16 protein-coding genes and 1 pseudogene are annotated in these 17,561 nt (G+C 65.5%); 10 read left to right on the plus strand and 7 right to left on the minus strand.

Annotation, left to right across the window (positions count from 1 at the left end; genetic code table 11):
* The first annotated feature begins 311 nt into the window (after positions 1–311).
* Positions 312–1,937, plus strand: a complete 1,626-nt coding sequence (locus AKL29_RS01020; protein ID WP_028337607.1) for an FMN-binding glutamate synthase family protein — start codon at positions 312–314, stop codon at positions 1,935–1,937.
* A 103-nt stretch (positions 1,938–2,040) separates the two neighbouring features.
* On the opposite strand, the pseudogene AKL29_RS01025 reads toward AKL29_RS01020, so the two are convergent.
* From AKL29_RS01025 to AKL29_RS01045, 5 genes and pseudogenes are all read right to left on the minus strand, one after another.
* Positions 2,041–3,515 (minus strand): annotated as a pseudogene (locus AKL29_RS01025) (FAD-dependent monooxygenase).
* A gap of 201 nt (positions 3,516–3,716) precedes the next feature.
* The gene (locus tag AKL29_RS01030; RefSeq protein WP_050382420.1) at positions 3,717–5,705 is read right to left on the minus strand and encodes a carbohydrate porin; all 1,989 of its coding nucleotides are present in this window, start codon (positions 5,703–5,705) and stop codon (positions 3,717–3,719) included.
* A 310-nt stretch (positions 5,706–6,015) separates the two neighbouring features.
* A complete protein-coding gene (locus tag AKL29_RS01035; protein WP_050382422.1) occupies positions 6,016–6,216 on the minus strand; it encodes a hypothetical protein in 201 nt (66 codons plus the stop codon).
* 33 nt (positions 6,217–6,249) lie between these two features.
* Positions 6,250–7,893, minus strand: a complete 1,644-nt coding sequence (locus AKL29_RS01040) for an NRAMP family divalent metal transporter (RefSeq protein WP_050382423.1) — start codon at positions 7,891–7,893, stop codon at positions 6,250–6,252.
* Between the two features lie 429 nt (positions 7,894–8,322).
* On the minus strand, positions 8,323–8,628 hold the full coding sequence (locus AKL29_RS01045; RefSeq protein WP_050382425.1) for a hypothetical protein: 306 nt from the start codon (positions 8,626–8,628) through the stop codon (positions 8,323–8,325).
* A gap of 341 nt (positions 8,629–8,969) precedes the next feature.
* Between AKL29_RS01045 and AKL29_RS01050 the strand changes: the two genes are divergently transcribed.
* Positions 8,970–9,239, plus strand: a complete 270-nt coding sequence (locus AKL29_RS01050; protein ID WP_016840607.1) for a metal-sensing transcriptional repressor — start codon at positions 8,970–8,972, stop codon at positions 9,237–9,239.
* 116 nt (positions 9,240–9,355) lie between these two features.
* Here AKL29_RS01050 and AKL29_RS01055 read toward each other — a convergent pair whose 3' ends face one another.
* On the minus strand, positions 9,356–9,625 hold the full coding sequence (locus AKL29_RS01055; protein WP_050382698.1) for a hypothetical protein: 270 nt from the start codon (positions 9,623–9,625) through the stop codon (positions 9,356–9,358).
* 202 nt (positions 9,626–9,827) lie between these two features.
* On the minus strand, positions 9,828–10,634 hold the full coding sequence (locus AKL29_RS01060) for a creatininase family protein (protein ID WP_050382434.1): 807 nt from the start codon (positions 10,632–10,634) through the stop codon (positions 9,828–9,830).
* 144 nt (positions 10,635–10,778) lie between these two features.
* On the opposite strand from AKL29_RS01060, the gene AKL29_RS01065 reads away from it, so the two are divergent.
* From AKL29_RS01065 to AKL29_RS01100, 8 genes are all read left to right on the plus strand, one after another.
* Complete coding sequence (locus AKL29_RS01065) at positions 10,779–11,822, plus strand: ABC transporter substrate-binding protein (RefSeq protein WP_050382438.1); 1,044 nt, start codon at positions 10,779–10,781, stop codon at positions 11,820–11,822.
* Positions 11,823–11,838: 16 nt separating this feature from the next.
* Entirely contained in the window at positions 11,839–12,642 is an 804-nt protein-coding gene (locus tag AKL29_RS01070; RefSeq protein WP_050382439.1) for an ABC transporter ATP-binding protein, read from the plus strand.
* A complete protein-coding gene (locus AKL29_RS01075) occupies positions 12,639–13,427 on the plus strand; it encodes an ABC transporter permease (RefSeq protein WP_050382442.1) in 789 nt (262 codons plus the stop codon). The genes AKL29_RS01070 and AKL29_RS01075 overlap by 4 nt, the downstream gene beginning before the upstream one ends.
* Entirely contained in the window at positions 13,427–14,410 is a 984-nt protein-coding gene (locus AKL29_RS01080; protein ID WP_050382444.1) for a 2-hydroxyacid dehydrogenase, read from the plus strand. Before AKL29_RS01075 ends, AKL29_RS01080 begins: the two co-directional genes overlap by 1 nt.
* Positions 14,410–15,105: an AprI/Inh family metalloprotease inhibitor gene (locus AKL29_RS01085; RefSeq protein WP_050382446.1), complete on the plus strand. Its 696-nt coding sequence runs from the start codon at positions 14,410–14,412 to the stop codon at positions 15,103–15,105. The genes AKL29_RS01080 and AKL29_RS01085 overlap by 1 nt, the downstream gene beginning before the upstream one ends.
* 343 nt (positions 15,106–15,448) lie before the next feature.
* Positions 15,449–15,820 carry a YciI family protein gene (locus AKL29_RS01090; RefSeq protein ID WP_028337595.1) on the plus strand — a complete coding sequence of 124 codons (372 nt, stop codon included), beginning with the start codon at positions 15,449–15,451 and terminating at the stop codon, positions 15,818–15,820.
* A 14-nt stretch (positions 15,821–15,834) separates the two neighbouring features.
* Positions 15,835–16,185: a YciI family protein gene (locus AKL29_RS01095; protein ID WP_050382448.1), complete on the plus strand. Its 351-nt coding sequence runs from the start codon at positions 15,835–15,837 to the stop codon at positions 16,183–16,185.
* 31 nt (positions 16,186–16,216) lie between these two features.
* Entirely contained in the window at positions 16,217–17,500 is a 1,284-nt protein-coding gene (locus AKL29_RS01100) for an RNA polymerase sigma factor (RefSeq protein ID WP_050382700.1), read from the plus strand.
* Positions 17,501–17,561 lie beyond the last annotated feature (61 nt).

Raw genomic sequence — 17,561 nt, forward strand, 5'->3', positions numbered from 1 at the left:
CAGCTGTCCTATCCCGCTGTCGGCCTCGTTCCATGGCTCGATGACGTGGACACGTCAGTTTCAGAAGCCCGCAAGCGCTATATGCGCTAGCCCTGCCCGCAAGCGGGAAAGGGGGCGCAGTCTTTGTGGGGCTCTCCGCTTCGTTGCAGTGCAAAAGTCGATTTCGTTTTAGTTCGACCGGTATCCGCACCCGCCCATTCGGGCGGTTGTCACATCTGTGAGGGCTCGGCCGTATAACCGTAGTGCACTTGTTCCGCGAGTTGGATTAGGCTCGCGGCCGACAGGTCATTTGGGCAGACCGGAGGAATTTCATGGATACAGTGCTGCTTCCGTTCTCGCCGCGTTTCATCGTGCTGACGATCTGCGCCGTCGTCACCGCGCTCCTGCTGCTGGTTGGGATTTTCGATCACAAGGTCTTCAAGATCGTCCTGATCCCGCTGATCATCTTCGGCGCGCTGACATTGCTCGGCATCCGCGACCTCACCCAGAAGAACCACGCGGTGCTGCGCAACTACCCGATCTCGGCGCATGTCCGCTTCCTGCTCGAGGAAATCCGCCCGGAGATGCGGCAATATTTCTTCGAGAGCGAGAAGGACGGCATGCCGTTCTCCCGCGACACCCGCGCGGTGGTTTACCAGCGTGCCAAGATGGTGCTCGACAAGCGGCCGTTCGGCACCCAGGAGGACGTCTATCGCGAGGGCTATGAGTGGATGCACCACTCGGTGGCGCCGAAGCCGAAGGCCGACCAGAAATTCCGCATCACCGTCGGCGGCCCCGACTGCACCAAGCCGTATTCGGCCTCGGTCTTCAATATCTCGGCGATGAGCTTTGGCGCGCTGAGCCCGAACGCGGTGCGGGCGCTCAATGCCGGCGCCAAGAAGGGCGGCTTCGCCCACGACACCGGGGAGGGCGGCGTCAGCCCTTATCACCGCGAGATGGGAGGCGACATCATCTGGGAGATCGGCTCCGGCTATTTCGGCTGCCGCAACCGTGACGGCACCTTCAATCCCGACGAGTTCGCACGCGTCGCGGGTGACGATCAGATCAAGATGGTCGAGCTCAAGATCAGCCAGGGTGCCAAGCCCGGCCATGGCGGCGTGCTGCCGGCGGCGAAGGTTTCCGAGGAGATTTCCAAGATCCGGGGCGTACCGATGGGCGAGGACTGCATCTCGCCGGCCTATCACAAGGCGTTCTCGACGCCGCTGCAGATGATGGAATTCGTCGCCCAGATGCGCAAGCTGTCCGGCGGCAAGCCTGCCGGCTTCAAGATGTGCATCGGCCATCCCTGGGAATTCCTGGCGATCTGCAAGGCGATGCACGAGAGCGGGCTCTATCCCGACTTCATCGTGGTCGACGGCAATGAGGGCGGCACCGGCGCCGCGCCGCTCGAATTCATGGACCATCTCGGCATGCCGATGCGCGAGGGCGTCAATTTCGTCCACAACGCGCTGATCGGCATCGGCGCGCGCGATCGCATCAAGATCGGTGCCTCCGGCAAGATCGCGACCGCCTTCGACATGGCGCGCGCGATGGCGATCGGGGCAGACTGGTGCAATTCGGCGCGCGGCTTCATGTTCGCGCTCGGCTGCATCCAGTCCCTGAGCTGCCACACCGATCGCTGTCCGACCGGCGTCACGTCGCAGGACCCGATCCGCAACCGCGCGCTCTATGTGCCCGACAAGATCGACCGCGTGTACAACTACCACCACTCGACCCTGCACGCGCTGACCGAGCTGCTCGCCGCTGCCGGCCTCGAGCACACCAAGGAGCTGCGCCCGATCCACTTCTCGCAGCGAAGTTCGACCACCGAGGTCTCTTCCTTCGCCGAGCTCTATCCGACGCTGCGTCCCGGCGAACTGCTCGAAGGTACCCAGGACCGCCGCTTCCGCGACGCCTGGGCGATGGCGCGCGCGGATTCGTTCCAGCCGGCGGGGTAGGGGCGGCAAATCCGTAGCCCGGATGAAGCGCAGCGTAATCCGGGACCACTCTCTGTGCGGATCGACCGATCACGGATTACGCTGCGCTCCATCCGGGCTACGCTCACGACGTACCAGCGGACGCGCCGAACCATTTGGTCAGCGCATCGGTTAGGCCGGCCTGCGTTCGCTCGCCAACCCACGCCACGTAGCCATCGGGCCGCACCAGCACCGCGGTCGGGGCCGAAACCGTTTCGTGCGCGGGAAGCTCCCATGCGCCGCGATACTCGGTATCGACCAGCTGAACCCGGTCGGTCCATCCCGCGATGGCGATGCCGCCGGGCGCGCCGAAATTCAGCAGCACCGGCCGAGCCCGGTGCAGCAGCGTGAAGACCTGCATCGGGCCGTCGGCGGTGACCAGATCGAGATCGGGCATGCGGCGTCCGAGCAGCGGATGGCCGTCGCCAAGATCGTAGTGAAGATCGAGGCCGGACATCATCGCGGCAAAGCTTCTGCGCGGCTCGTCCATGCGCAGCAGGCCGGAGACGATCTCGTTCAGCGCCCTGGTGCGCGGATCGGTGCGGTTGAGCGCGACATGCGCCATGGTGTTGCGCAGCACGCGGGCCGCCACCGGATGCCGTTCGGCTTCGTAGGTGTCGAGCAGGCTGTCCGGCGCGATCTGCTTGACCACCTGGGCCAGCTTCCAGCCCAGGTTCACCGCGTCCTGCACGCCGATATTGAGGCCTTGGCCGCCCATCGGCGGATGCACATGGGCGGCATCGCCGGCCAGCAGCACGCGCTGTTTGCGGTAGGTCACGGCCTGCCGGGTCATGTCGGTGAAGCGCGAGATCCAGACAGGACTGTGGATGCCGAAATCGGTGCCGTACGCGGCGACCCTGCCTCGCTGACGTCGCGCAAGGTCGGCTCCCGGTCGGTGCCGAGTTGCCGCTCGGTCAGCACCAGCCGCACCCGCCCGCCATCTTCCGCCTTGCCGATCGCTGAGGTGCCGGTGTCGTGCCGGCGAAAGCCCCATTCCGGTTCGCCCGCCATCTCGGCCTCGGCGATCAGCCAGCTCGTGGTCGGATCCCACCCGGCGAATTCGATGCCCGCCGCTTTGCGGACGAGACTCCGGCCGCCGTCGCAGCCGACGAGATATTGTGCCCGGAGCAATTGGCCATCCGACAGTTCGACTTCGACGCCGCCGTCGTCCTGCGTGAAGCCGATCACGTCGCGCGCGCGATAGGTCTGCACCACCAGTTCGCCAACCCATTCGCCGAGCAGGCGCTCGATATGGTTCTGCCGGAGCCCCAGCGTGAAATTGCGCCGGGTCGGAAAGTCGGTGATCTCAAGCGGAACCAGATGAGAATGGAACAGCACCGCCGGATGGCGCGTTCCCAGCGCGACGAAGCGGTCGCCGATGCCGCGCTGATCGAGCACCTCGATGGTGCGCGCGTGCAGGCCGCCGGCGCGCGCACCGATCAGGTCCTCCCTCGCGCGCCGCTCGACAATCGCAACATCTATTCCCGCCAGCGCCAACTCGCCCGCCAGCATCAGCCCGGTCGGACCTCCGCCGGCAATCACGACAGCATGTTCCCGCATCCCACACTCCTCCGTTCGATTGGGCGCGCGTTCTACGGGATGATCCCGGGCTTGCGGCAAGCCCGGGGGGTCTACATATATCTGAGTGGGGAGAGAGCGTTTGCTCTATCGAACCACCTCCGAGACATCATTGAGAAGAACGGCGCGGCAAATTTGCTGTCGTCCCGGCTTTCGCCGGGACGACGTTGGAAGATGGCGCGTTCAGAACTCGCCGTGGATGCGGCCGGAGAAGATGTGCACCGGGCCGCGGTCGGCGTTGTAGGCGGGGTTGGTGATGAACTGATAGTCCGCGGTCAGCGTCAGGTTCTTGTTCACCTGATAGGCGTAGTAGGTCTCGAAGATTCGCTCCGGGCTGTAGTTCAGCGCGCCGTCGCCGATCAGCAGACCGAGGCCGCCGGCGGCAAGATAGTCGCGATGCGCTGATGACAGCCCGTTGATCGCGCCACCGATGCCGATCGTGTCGTTCGCCCGTCCCCACCTGCTGCCCTTGATCGACAGGCCGCCCGAGACGCTGCGATCGACATCGGTGAACGACAGGATTTCGTTCTGACCGTCGTTCCAGCTGAGGCGGCCGAACAGGCCGACATCCTTTGCGATCTGCTGCTCGCCGTTCAGATAGAAGCCGTATTTCAGATTGTCCTTGCGGATGCCGGCCATCACGTCGTTGATGTCGAGCCCCGGATTGGCATCCTCGATGGCGAGCGCCTGGCGATAATTGCCGGTGTTGCCGCGGTTGCCGAACACGCCGACGCGCAGCTTGCCGGGCTGGTCGAAGATCGAATAGCGGCCCTCGAATTCCACCACGGCGCCGCCGGTGTCGAACACCAGAACGTCGCTGTTCGGTGCGTTCGGCACCTGGAACACGCCGGCGCGCACCGCCCAATCCTTGCGGTTGAGCTCGACCACCGCGCCGCGGGTATAGCCGGGCAGGTCGGCCGGGAAGTCGTAGGCGGCGGACGCCCACATCGCCCAGTTCATGAAATCGGCGCGCGGGTCCTTGGCGTAGGAATTGCCGTCGAAGAAATCGCCGACCGCAAAGCGCCCGACCACGAGCGTGAGCCGGTCGATGTCACGCTTGCCGGCGATCTGGTTGGGGCCGTCGGCGACGTCTTCCTGCTCGCCGCCGAAGCCGAAGGTCTGCTTGAAGTAGTAGCGCTGCGGCCGGATTTTCGGGAACGGCGCGCCGGCCTTCTGCGCTTCGCCGTTCGAGAAGCCGGCAAGGCCGAGCGTGCCGTTGAGGCCAAAGCCCTGCGCGGTTTCCGGGTTGAAGTAGAACTCGCCGCCTTCCCAGAGCCGCACGCCGAGGAACGCCGTCGTGGTCCAGGTCTGCTGCAACTGCCCCGCGCCGGGAAGGCTGTTGGTGCCGGCATAGGGCGAACGGAAGGACGGATAGGTCTGCGGCAGCAGCGTCGTCTGGCCGTGCACGCTCCAGTCGCTCGATTCAGGCAGCGCGGTGCGCGTCGGCGTCGCCGACCATGGCGAGTCGCCGAACTGATAGTTGAGGCCGAATTTCAGCAAATGAATACGCGGGTCGATGCTGACGCCGGGCATGCCGAAATCATTGAGGCCGAGCGTGCGGCGCGACAGGTCGACATAGTCGTATTCGACCTTGGCGGTCCAATTGCCGCTCACCGCAAATTCGGCGCCGGCGCCGACGGTCCAGCCGGTCTGGTACTGGCCGGGCTCCGAGATCACCTCGCCCGCGGCGTCGTTGATCCGAACCTGGCTGTGGCCCCAGGCGAAGCCGCCGGTCACGTAAGGCATCCAGGTACCGAAAGAGTAGCCGGCGCGGCCGCGCAGCGTGCCGACATAGTCGATCGACGAATTGAAGGGACCGAGCACTCGCCGCGGCAGGTCGGTCGGGCCGGTGAAGGTCGCATCCGCCTCGACGCCGAGCACGAAGCGGTTGGCGAATTCCTTGTTGTATCCGACCTGGAAGCCGCCGATCCCGCCGGTGATGGTGGGCGGAAAGAACACGCCCTGTTCCAGGATCGGGTTGGTGCCGGGACCCAGCGTGCCGTCGCCATAGCCGACATGGGCGCCCACATAGAACCCGGTCCAGCTGTAGACCGCCCTGGCGGCGGGGGATTTGAGCGCCAGATCGGCCGCGGTCGCCGGCGCGCCGAAGGTTGCCGCACCGAGCGCTGCGCCGGCGGCGATCTGGACCCGGAAGAGGCGGACGCAGGTCATGACGCGGCTTTCCGCGAACGAGTGGCGGTTTCGCCCGGCATCACTGCAGATTTGGTGGCCGCTTGCCACCCGAGATTTGAAATCATCGCCCGCCGTCCCCGGTCCGATCTGTGTCGTCCCATCCAAAGCCAGATCAGCACCTAGCATCCCCTGCTTCTTATTGCAAATCATTCGCAATAGCAACTGAGGCGCGCCCGATACCGTTCCGATTTGCACGCCACCGTGACAGTCACGTAACAGCGCGAGGCGGCAGGCCACGTCGGCGGCGATCGGCCGCGTGTCCGTGGCAAACCGGTCGCGACCCGACCGTTCAATCGATGCCGCCATTGTCCTCGTGCTTTGTGTTGATGAATGCCGGCTGCGATGCCCTGCCGAGCACGACCCGCGCGCCGGCCCGTTCGATACATCGCGCCATCGACAGCGCCGTCCGCAGCCCGGCGTTTGAGATAGTGCGGTTCCGGTGGAGCGCGGCCGCGCCGCGCAGGATGGCGCTCGCCAGCCTGAGCAGCACGATCGCTCCATCGCCGGCCGCGACTGCGCGCGGTCACGCTCCCACCGTGGCGAGCTGGACGATCCGCAGCAGCACGAGGCCGGCGGCGACGACGAGATAGCCGCGCAGCACGATCATCCAGATCCGGCTCAGCGGGCTGAGCCGCGCCGGTGGCAGCCGGTCGAGCGGCGGCATCCGCCAGCTGTCGGGGTCGACCAGCGAGGGCTTGCGTTTGAAGCGGAACGACGCGTTGCGGCGCGACGACAACTCGTACAGCTTGACGGCCGCCGTGATCGCGAGCGCAAGCACGCTGCCGCCGATCAGGATGCCGATGATCCACGTCTCGCCGAGATCGGGGAACAGCACCGCGGCGGTCAGGATCACCGACAGCATCACCAGCCCCGCGACTACCGCGCCGGTGAACAGGTTCAGCCTGACGGAATTGACCCAGGGCCCGAGGATGTGGCGGTCGTTGCACAGCAGCAGCAGGAACACGGTCGCGCTCGGCAGCAGCACGCCGGCCAGCGTCTGCACCGCGTTGGTCAATAGTCCGAGCGGCGTGCCCGGCGTCAGCACCAGCACCGCCGCGAGCACGATCAGGCCGCAATAGACGCTGTAGAAGCCCTTCGCGTCCCACGGCTTGCGGTGCAGCGAGTGCTTGACCGCGAACACGTCGCCGATCGCATAGGCGGTCGCGAGGGAGACCGCCGCAGCACCGATGATGCAGGCATCGAGCAGCGCAAGGGCGAACAGCACCGCCGGCAGCCGGCCGGCATATGTCTCGAGGCCGACCGCGGTCCCCAGCGCGTCGGTGTAATTGCCGAATTCGGGCTTTCCTGCGAACACTGCCGCGCAGAACGAGATCATCGCGACGGCACCGACTACCACCAGCACGATGCCGATGCACAGATCCAGCCGCTCATAGCGGATGAAACGCGGCGTGATCCGCTTGTCGACGATGTAGCTCTGCTGGAAGAACAATTGCCACGGCGCCACCGTGGTGCCGACGATGGCGACGATCAAGAGCATCACCTCGCTGAGCTTGGCGTCCTGCGGCATCTTCGGCACGAAGAAGTCGGAGGCGATCTGCCCGATCGGCGGATGCGCCATCAGGATCACGGGCACCAGCAGCAGGCTACCGGCGACCAGCACGATGCCGAAGCGTTCGAAGCGGCGGAAGTTGCCGGTCGAGACCGCCAGCATCACGATAGCAGCCGAGGCCAACACGCCCCAGAACCGCGAGACGCCGAGGAAATGAAGCGCGAGCGTGATGCCGATGAACTCGGTGACGATGGTCAGCGCGTTCAATACCAAGAGGTCGATGACGCTGAAGGCGCCCCAGAACTTGCCGAAGCGCTCGAAGATCAGCCGCGCATGGCCGACCCCGGTGACCGCGCCGAGCCGCACTACCATCTCCTGGTTGACGTACAGCACGGGGATCAGCAGCAGCAGCGTCCACAGCAGCGTGGTGCCGTAATTCTGTCCGGCCTGGGTATAGGTGCCGAACGCGCCGGCGTCGTTGTCGCCGACCATCACGATCAGGCCGGGGCCGACGATCGCCAGCAGTGTCTTCAGCCGGGCCAGCAAGGTCGCGCGCGGCGCGGTGTCGTCGCGAGCGATGCTGCCGAGCGCGCCGTGGATGTCGCCGGCATGCGCGCTATCGAGAATGGCGGTTTGTGTGGTCTTGCTTTCGGTCATTTCGCGTCTCCTCGCCGCCTTTCGGCACGGCGGGAGGGACGCGGGCGTCGTCAGGCGCGCACGTCTCCGCTACCGTGAGCAGCGGCATTTCCAGATGTGATGCAGATCGAGAATCCCGTTGCCGCGCCTGAATGCTGCGCAACGGGGCAACTAGGTCCTTCGTCCATGTCGGCCTCCTAAACCAAGACGACTACTTCCGACCGAGCAGCGGGCGCCGCTTCACCTCGCCCCGCGTGCGGGGTCGAGACGAGCGAAGCTCGCTCTTAGAGGTCGGATCGCATGGTCAGATGCGATCCGGGTGCGGGGGGCTTCCGCGAACTCAGCTATCACCGTGTGCGCGGAGGCGGCCCCTCACCCAACCCTCCCCCCGTAAGAACGGGGAGAGGGAGCGGCAGCACCGTCGTTATCAAGCCCGCCCTCACGGTCGGCCTAAGCGCACAGCCGCGGCTTTGCCGCGGCGTGGCGCGTGGCTGTTGCGCGCGGGCCGAAACGCTGGCCCGCGCGTCGCTGCTGATCGAGATCGCCGCCGGTGTCGTCGATGGTCCACCGGCATTCCAGGCGGCCGTCGATCAGGACCCAATGACAGGCCGGGGTTGGACGCCGGCGGCGGCCCGCCAGGCGGCGAAAGCCCGGCAGGTTGTCATTGCAATGAATGGCAGCCGGCGGCGGCATGCGCCGCGGCTCGACAACGCGCCGCGGGCTTGCTTGCCGGAATTTTGCGAGCTTTTCGAACATCGCTCACCTCCACTTCCGCTGGTCGCGGCAGGCCGGTGAGGAGCAGTGGTCAGCTTGGGCGCGACCACCCGTCCACGCAGGCGAGATCTGCGCGATCAGTCTTGCTGTGTTGCGGCGTCACCAGTCCCGGCATCGCCGGACTACTGTCGCCTGAGTTGCTACTGCCCATGTGCCTTCTGTGCTGGCTCGTGGATCGACTTGTCTCCGGAGATAGAACCCCCGGCGCGGAACGAACGTTCCGGTCCATGGGGCACTACGCCGGCGACAATGGCCTGTCAAGCCGATTCCGCTATCCTCCGGGGAGGATCATGATTATCCTCCGGGGAGGATAGGAGACCCAGATGTCCGACGACCATCCACACGCTGCGATCGCCCGGCGCCTGAAGCGCGCCAACGGCCATCTCGACACCATCGTCGAGATGATCGAGCAGGGCCGGCCCTGTGCGCAGATCGCCCAGCAATTGCAGGCGGTGGAGAGCGCGATCGAGAGCGCCAAGAAGGCGCTGATCCACGATCACATCGGTCACAGCCTGGAGGAGACGCTGAAGGCATCGGGGCCGAAGGGCCGTGCCGTGCTGCGCGATTTCAGGCTGGTCGCGAAGTATCTGTGATGGACGTGTTCAAGAATTGACCCGCCCGGGGGGATGGCCGGACGGGTCGGTTGCGACACGGGGTGGATGAGGACCCGTGCCGAACACAGGATCCGCAACCTTAAGAATTGTGTCGATCAGTAGTAGCAGCTGCGCACGCGGCCGATGTAATTGCCGTAGGCGTCGAACTGGCGCACCCAGCCGCAGCGCCGATAGCCGCCGCCGTAGTAATAGCCGTCGCTGGCCGCGATCGCGCTGCTGACGACGGCGGCGCCGACGAGACCTGCGCCAACGCCCCAGCCCCAGCCGTAGGGCTTCGCCTCAGCCTGCGACGTCGTGGACGCGATGGTGCCGGTCACGGCGAGCGCGGTGAGGGCGAGGGCGGCGAGCTTGGTCTTGATCGACATGGAATACTCCATCCTGTGTGGGGCGGCGCCGGTGTGGTCCGCATGCCCGTTGGACGGAGGCTGTCCGGTTCCGGTTCGAAGATCGGGGCGGAAATATGGTTTCGCGAATTGTTTCGTCGCGTCTGCCCGGACGAAGCAGTTCTGATCCCGACGCGTTTTCTTCACGCGAACCGGTACCCGCTTCGCTCGAAAACGCTCTCGGTCAGTGGCCGCGAAACACGCTGGGATCGAACCTGTCGACGTCGGCGAGCAGCTCGCAGAACGCGTGCGCGCCGTGCTCGATCAGCTTCTCACCCTTCTCGGCCGAGGCCTGGGTCGCATCGCCGATCGCACCACTCGGATTGAGGTCCTGCGCCTGCCAGGCGAATGGCGCCGGCCGCTGCGTCGACAGAAAGCGGTGATCCTTCTCGATCTGCACGCTTGCCGGCTTGAAGTCCGCGATCGCGTCCTTGCGCACGGCGTGCGGATATTTCGCCAGCATGATCGAGGTCTCGACCGCGCCGCCATGGATGCCGTGGCGCAATTCGCCGGCGTCGAACAGTCCGTCGGGCGCGCCGAAGCGCGACCAGCTCGTGGTCACCACCAGCATCTGATGGTGCGCGCGCAGATCCTGCGCAACCAGCTGCATCGCGGCGGAATTGCCGCCATGGCTGGTCACGATCACGAGCTTCCTGACGCCGGCGCGCGCCACGCTCTCGCCGAGCGCCATCCAGCTCTTCAGCGCCACGTCGGTCGGCAAGGTCAAGGTACCCGGAAAATCGATGTGCTCGGTTGAGATGCCAACCGGCTGCAACGGCAGGAACGTGGCGGGGGCGGTCGCCGGCAGCAACTCTCGCACCCGCGAAAGATAGGCCTCGCCGATCATGACGTCGGTTCCGAGCGGCAGATGCGGCCCGTGCTGCTCGGTCGCGGCCAGCGGCAGCACCGCGATCCAGCGCGCGGCCGTATCCTTGGCCATATCGGGCCAGTGGATGGCGGTCCAGTCGCGGGGCGGAAGCTGAGAAGTCATCAAGCCGGTCGTTTCAATACAAGCGTTTCACGGGATGGATTTGCAGGCTAGTTTGTTTAACATCATAACGGGTTCGCGTCTCCGGGCGCGGTCCACGTCTTCCCGCCTTCCATCATGGGCCATAATGATCGACGGAGTCCAACCATGATCCCGGCCTTTTTGCTGCGAGCGTTAACCACAAGCCTTCTGACCGCCACGCTTTGCGTTGCCGCGGCGCTTGCCCCGGCGCGGGCGCAGAGCTCGGACAAGACCTTGGACAAGGTCTCGTTCGGCACCAATTGGGTCGCCGAGGGCGAGCATGGTGGGTTCTTCCAGGCGCTCGCCGACGGCACCTACAAGAAATACGGCCTCGACGTCACCATCGTGCCGGGCGGTCCCAACGAGAACAACCGGATGCTGCTGATCGCGGGCAAGCTCGACTTCTTCATGAGCGCGAACTCGCTGCAGACCTTCGACGCCGTCACCAACAATGTGCCGCTGGTCGCCGTCGCCGCCATGTTCCAGAAGGACCCCCAGGTTTTCCTGACCCATCCCGAGGTCAAGGCCACGAAGATCGAGGATCTGAAGCCGCTGACGCTTTTGATCTCGAAGGAGGGCATTACCAGCTACTTCCAGTGGCTGAAGTCCGAATACGGTTTCGACGAGAACAAGGTGAAGCCCTATACCTTCAACCCGCAGCCCTTCATCGTGAACAAGCAGACCGCGATGCAGGGCTACGTCACCTCGGAGCCATTCGCGGTCGAGAAAGCCGCCGGCTTCAAGCCGAACGTGCTGCTGCTCGCCGATTACGGCTTCAACTCCTACTCGACGCTGATCGAGACCCGCCGCGATCTGGTCGACAAGAAGCCTGACCTCGTGCAGCGCTTCGTCGATGCCTCGATCGTCGGCTGGTACCACTACGTCTACGGCGACAACTCGGCCGGCAATGCGATGATCAAGACGCTCAATCCCGACATGAACGACGAGTTGCTTGCCTATTGCGTCGCCAAGATGCGCGAGCACGGCATCGTCGATTCCGGCGATTCCATCAAGAACGGCATCGGCGCCATGACCGATGAGCGGATGGCGAGCTTCTTCGACAAGATGGTGCGGGCCGGCGTGGTCAAGAGCGGCATCGACTATCGCCAGGGCTACACGCTGCGCTTCGTCAACAAGGCGGTCGGCGCCGAACTCCGGCCGAAGAACTGACGGGTGCGGACGGACGATGGCGGGACCTGCGTTGTCTGGATCTGATGCAGCGTCGGCCGTGCGCCTGCGCGGCGTCAGCAAGACCTATGACAGTGGCGTGAGGGCGCTCGGGCCGCTCGACCTCGATGTGCGGCGAGGCGAGTTCGTCTCGCTGCTCGGGCCCTCCGGTTGCGGCAAGTCCACTGCGCTGCGTCTCATTGCAGGTCTCGCCACGCCAAGCGCCGGCACGGTCGAGGTCTCGCATCATGGCGCCGAGCAGCGCGGCAGCCACCGCATCGGCTTCGTATTTCAGGAGCCGACCCTGATGCCGTGGGCTACCGTGCGCGACAATGTTCGCCTGCCGCTGAAGCTCGCCCGGCTGCCTGCGACCGACGCCGACGCCCGCATCGATGCGGCGCTGGATCAGGTCGGGCTTGCGGAGTTTGCCGACGCCTATCCGCGCGAACTGTCCGGCGGCATGAAGATGCGGGTGTCGCTGGCGCGCGCGCTGGTTACCGATCCGGATGTCCTTCTGATGGACGAGCCGTTCGCGGCGCTCGACGAGATCACGCGGTTTCGCCTCAACAACGACCTGCTGTCGCTGTGGCGCACCCTGCACAAGACCGTCATCTTCGTGACGCACTCGGTGTTCGAGTCGGTCTATCTTTCCGAGCGTGTGATCGTGATGACCGCCCGCCCGGGCCGGATCGGCGCGGAGTTTCGCATCAGCTCGCCGGAACCGCGCGGTGAGGAGTTCCGCACCTCGGCTGAATATGCCGCGTTCTGCCGCGAGGTCTCCAATGCACTGGCGCCATCCTATGCGGGGCAGGCGGGCGCATGAAGTCTCCGCAAGACCTCGTCCGTTTTCTGCTTCCGGTCGCGGTGTTTGCCGCTGGCCTCGTGCTCTGGGAAGCCATCGTCCGCGGCTATGGCATCCAGCCCTATGTGCTGCCGAGCCCGCTGTTGGTGCTGAAGACACTGGTTGCGGACTGGCCTATCCTGTCGCAATCGCTCGGCGTCACGCTGCTGACCACGCTCGAAGGCTTCGTTGCCGCGGCCATCGGCGGCATCGTGCTGGCGCTATTGTTCAACCAGTCGAAATGGCTGGAGTATTCGCTGTTTCCCTATGCGGTGGTGCTGCAGGTCACGCCCGTCATCGCGATCGCGCCGCTGCTCCTGATCTATCTGCAGCAGCAGACCGCGGTGATCGTCTGCGCCTGGATCGTGGCGTTCTTTCCGGTGCTGTCGAACACGACGCTCGGCCTCAATTCGGTGGATCGCAACCTCGCCGGATTGTTTCAACTTTATGGCGCCTCACAGCTGCAGACGCTGCTGTTCCTGAAGCTGCCCGCGGCGCTGCCCTATATCCTCGGCGGTCTGCGCATCGCCGGCGGGCTGTCGCTGATCGGCGCCGTGGTGGCGGAGATCGCGGCGGGCAGCGCCGGCGCCGGCTCGGGCCTCGCCTTCCGGATCGCTGAATCAGGCTACCGGCTGAATATTCCCCGCATGTTCGCAGCACTTCTGCTGCTATCGCTGGCCGGGATTGTCATTTATGGGTTGCTGGCGCTAGTTTCGCATTTGTTGCTGCGACGTTGGCATGAAAGCGCGTTAGGAAAGGACAGTTGATGGCCCCGATTTCTTCCGAAAAGATCGATCTGTTGATCTATGGACCGATCCGGCCAATCCTCGAAAACGGCTTTCCCGATCAATACGTGCTGCACCGCGCCGAGAGCCGCGGCGACCTCGAGCGGCTGACGCCCGATACGCTGGCCAAGATCCGCGGCATCGCCGTCACCTATCATACGATGGCGACCGACAAGACCGCGCTGGCGCTGTTTCCGAAGCTCGAGATCGTCGGCAGCTTCGGCGTCGGCTACGACCACGTCGATTCCGCCTATGCGCGCGATCACAATATTGTGGTCACCAATACGCCCGACGTGCTGACCGAGGAGGTCGCCGACGTCGCGATGGGCCTGTTGATCGCGACGTTGCGCGAATTCGTCAAGGCCGACCGCTATGTGCGCTCCGGGCTGTGGCAGACCCAGAATTATCCGCTCAGCGTCGGCTCGCTGCGCGACCGCAAGATCGGCATCGTCGGCATGGGCCGGATCGGCCAGGCGATCGGGCGCCGGCTGGATGCGTCGCGGGTGCCGGTGTCCTATCACTCGCGCAATCCGTCCAAGGACGTCTCCTACAAGCACTATCCCGATCTGATCGAGATGGCGAAGGCGGTCGACACCTTGATCGTCATCGTGCCGGGCGGCGCCTCGACCGCGAAGATGATCAATGCCGACGTCTTGAAGGCGCTCGGCCCGCGCGGTGTGCTGATCAATGTCGCGCGCGGCTCGGTGGTCGACGAGCCGGCGCTGGTCGCGGCGCTGAAGTCCGGCACCATCCTGGCTGCAGGTCTCGACGTGTTCGCGGCCGAGCCGAACGTGCCCGACGAATTGAAGGCGATGCAGAACGTCGTGCTGCTGCCGCATATCGGTTCGGCCTCGGTGGTCACGCGCAACGCGATGGACCAGCTCGTGGTCGACAACATCAAGAACTGGTTCGCCGGCAAGCCGCCGCTGACGCCGGTTGCCGAAACGCCTGTCAAGAATCGCTGATGTCGTTGTCCCGCCTCAACGCCGTGCTGTGTCTGCTGCTGGCCGCGTGCGGTCCGGTGGCGGCGCAGGACGTCACGACGTTGAAGAAGGACATGATCGGGCAGTGGGAGCTCGCCACCACCGAGCGCAGCAAGACCTGCGTCGTGACGCTGAAGGGCGATACGGCGCCGCAAGGCTTCAAGCTCGAGCTCGAGCCCGCCTGCGCGGCCGCGCTGCCCTTCACCAAGGACATCACCGGCTGGAGCATCAAGGGCCTCGGCGACATCGTGCGGCTGCACAATGCCGCCGGCGAGACCGTGATCGATTTCACCGAAGTCGAGACCGGCATCTTCGAAGGGATGCGCACCAATGAGGGCGTCTACATCCTGCAAAACCTTGCCGCGGCGCGCTCGCTCGCCAAATCGATGGACCAGATGATCGGCGACTGGTCGATGGTCCGCGGCAACGGCCAGGCGATCTGCACGCTGGTGCTGACCAACACCGACGCCGGCAACGACAATTTCCAGGTGTTCCTGAAAGGCAAATGCGATCCCGCGGTCGCGGCCTTCAACCCGACCATGTGGCGGCTCGATCACGGCCAGATGATCCTGATGTCGGCCAAGGGCCAGACCTGGCAGTTCGAGGCCGACGACAACGCCCAGTGGCGCCGCGTCCCCGACAGCGCCGACCCGCTGATCATGCTGCGGGAACAGTAGGTCGCTGCTCACACATATCCGGAGCGACGTGGCGGGTCCGTTGGCCGGGCCACAAAACCGCTGTCGCCCCTGCGAAAGCAGGGACCCATAGCCACCATGCAGGTTGGTTGCAACGCTGTGGCCACAGCTCGTTTCGGCAACTCACCCCTGTGGTTATGGGTCCCTAGCTTTCGCAGGGACGACGATCGGGGTGGAGCCGTCTCGGCTTTCGATCTGCACCCTCACAGCTCCAAAATAATTCCCTTGCCCCTGTCGATCCGGGCCGCCCCGGATCGTCGTCCTCCATAGCGAGCCGATTTTTCACCGCGACCGTCCCGCGGCTTGCCTGAAACAGGAGCAATTCATGCGCTTTATGTCGATCGTTACCTCGTCCCAGCCGCCGCAGCAGCCGACCCCGGAGCTGCTGGAGGCCATGCACAAGCTCGCCGACCGCGAGATCAAGGCCGGCCGCATGATCGACAATGCCGGCCTGATGCCGCTCGCCACCGGCGCGCAGGTCCGCCTGGTCGGCGGTGAGCTCAGCGTGGTCGACGGTCCCTTCGTCGAGGCCAAGGAAGTGATCGGCGGCTACGCGATCTCGGACGTCCACAGCAAGGAGGAAGCGATCGCGCTCGCGGTCGAGTTCATGCAGCTGCACAAGGTTCACATGCCGGGCTGGGAAGGCACCTGCGAGGTTCGCGCCTTTGCAGGTTTCGCCGGCCAGTGCGGTGCGTAAGCGGAGGACAAGCGATGCGCTTCATGTATGTCCTGGTGGCCGAGAAGCCGATGCTGCCGAATCCCGCGTTGAGGGAGGCGATCCGGAAGCTGGCCGAACGCGAGATCGCGGCCGGCCGGATGCTCGATACCGGCGCGCTGCTGCCGCGCACGGCGGGCGCGGAGGTGCGGATCAAGGATCGCAAGCTCACCGTCACCGACGGTCCCTTCATGGAAGCCAAGGAGGTAGTCGGCGGCTACGCCATCTTCGAGCTGAAGGACAAGGAGGAGGCGGTGGCGCGCGGCGTCGAGTTCATGCAGCTTCATCTCGACCACATGCCGGACTGGGAATTGTCATGCGAGGTTCGCCCCTTCATGGAGTGCTGATGGCCTCCTCAGCCGGATGCCGGTGGCCGCCATGACGGTCGACGACGTCAAGCGCACCATCCTCGGTGTGTGGCGCATCGAGCAGCCGCGGCTGATCACCAGCCTGTCGCGGATGCTGCGTGATGTGCCGCTCGCCGAGGACCTGACCCAGGAAGCGCTGGTCGCCGCGCTCGAGCATTGGCCGGCCGCTGGCGTGCCGGAAAAGCCCGGTGCCTGGCTGATGGCGACGGCCAAGCGCCGCGCGCTCGATCATCTGCGCCGCAACCGCATGCTGGCCGAAAAGCACGGCGTGATTGCGCACGACCTGACGCGGGAGCAGGAGACCATGCCCGACTTCGATTCCGCGCTCGACGACGATATCGGCGACGAATTGCTGCGGCTGATCTTCACCGCCTGCCATCCGCGCCTGTCGCGGGAGGCGCGCGCCGCGCTGGCGCTCAGGATGATCTGCGGCCTCACCACCGAGGAGATCGCGCGCGCCTTCCTGCAGGCGGAGGCGACCATCGCCCAGCGCATCGTGCGCGCCAAGCGCACATTGTCGGAGTCAGGCCTTGCCTACGAGACGCCGCGCGGCGAGGAACTGTCCGAGCGGCTCGCCTCCGTGCTCGAGGTCGTCTACCTCATCTTCAACGAGGGTTATACCGCGGCAAGCGGCGACGAATGGCTGCGGCCGCAGCTCTGCAACGAGGCGCTGCGCATGGGCCGCGTGCTGACCTCGATCGCGCCATCGGAGCCGGAGGCGCACGGGCTGCTGGCGCTGATGGAGTTCAACGCCTCGCGGATGGCGGCACGTACCGATGCGTCCGGCGAGCCGATCCTGCTGATGGACCAGAACCGCGCGCGGTGGGATCGCCTGCAGATCCGCCGCGGGCAGCTCGCGCTGGCGCGGGCCCGCGAGCTCGGCGGCGCCGGCGGCTTCTATGTGCTGCAGGCCGCGATCGCCGCCTGCCACGCCGAGGCCGGCACGCCTGATGCGACCGACTGGCACCGCATCGCCGCGCTCTACGGCGACCTCGCCGCGCTCTTGGATTCTCCCGTGATCGAGCTCAACCGCGCGGTTGCGATCGGCATGGCCGAGGGGCCGCTCGCCGCGCTCGCGATCGTCGACGGTCTCGCGGGTGAGCCGGCGCTGAAATCCTATCATCTGCTGCCGAGCGTGCGCGGCGATCTGCTGCATAAGCTGAGCCGTTTCGCGGAGGCGCATGCTGCGTTCGAGGCCGCCGCCGCGCTGGCCGGCAATTCGCGCGAGCGTGAGTTCCTCAAGCGGCGCGCCGCGATCGCCGCGCGTGCCGCGCAGGATCATGGCTGCCGCTGACGGCTCCGCGATTTCGACGGAGCGAGACCACGTAGCCCGCATGAGCGAAGCGACATGCGGG

Origin of the sequence: Bradyrhizobium pachyrhizi (assembly GCF_001189245.1) — a bacterium.
Classification (GTDB): Bacteria; Pseudomonadota; Alphaproteobacteria; order Rhizobiales; family Xanthobacteraceae; genus Bradyrhizobium; species Bradyrhizobium pachyrhizi.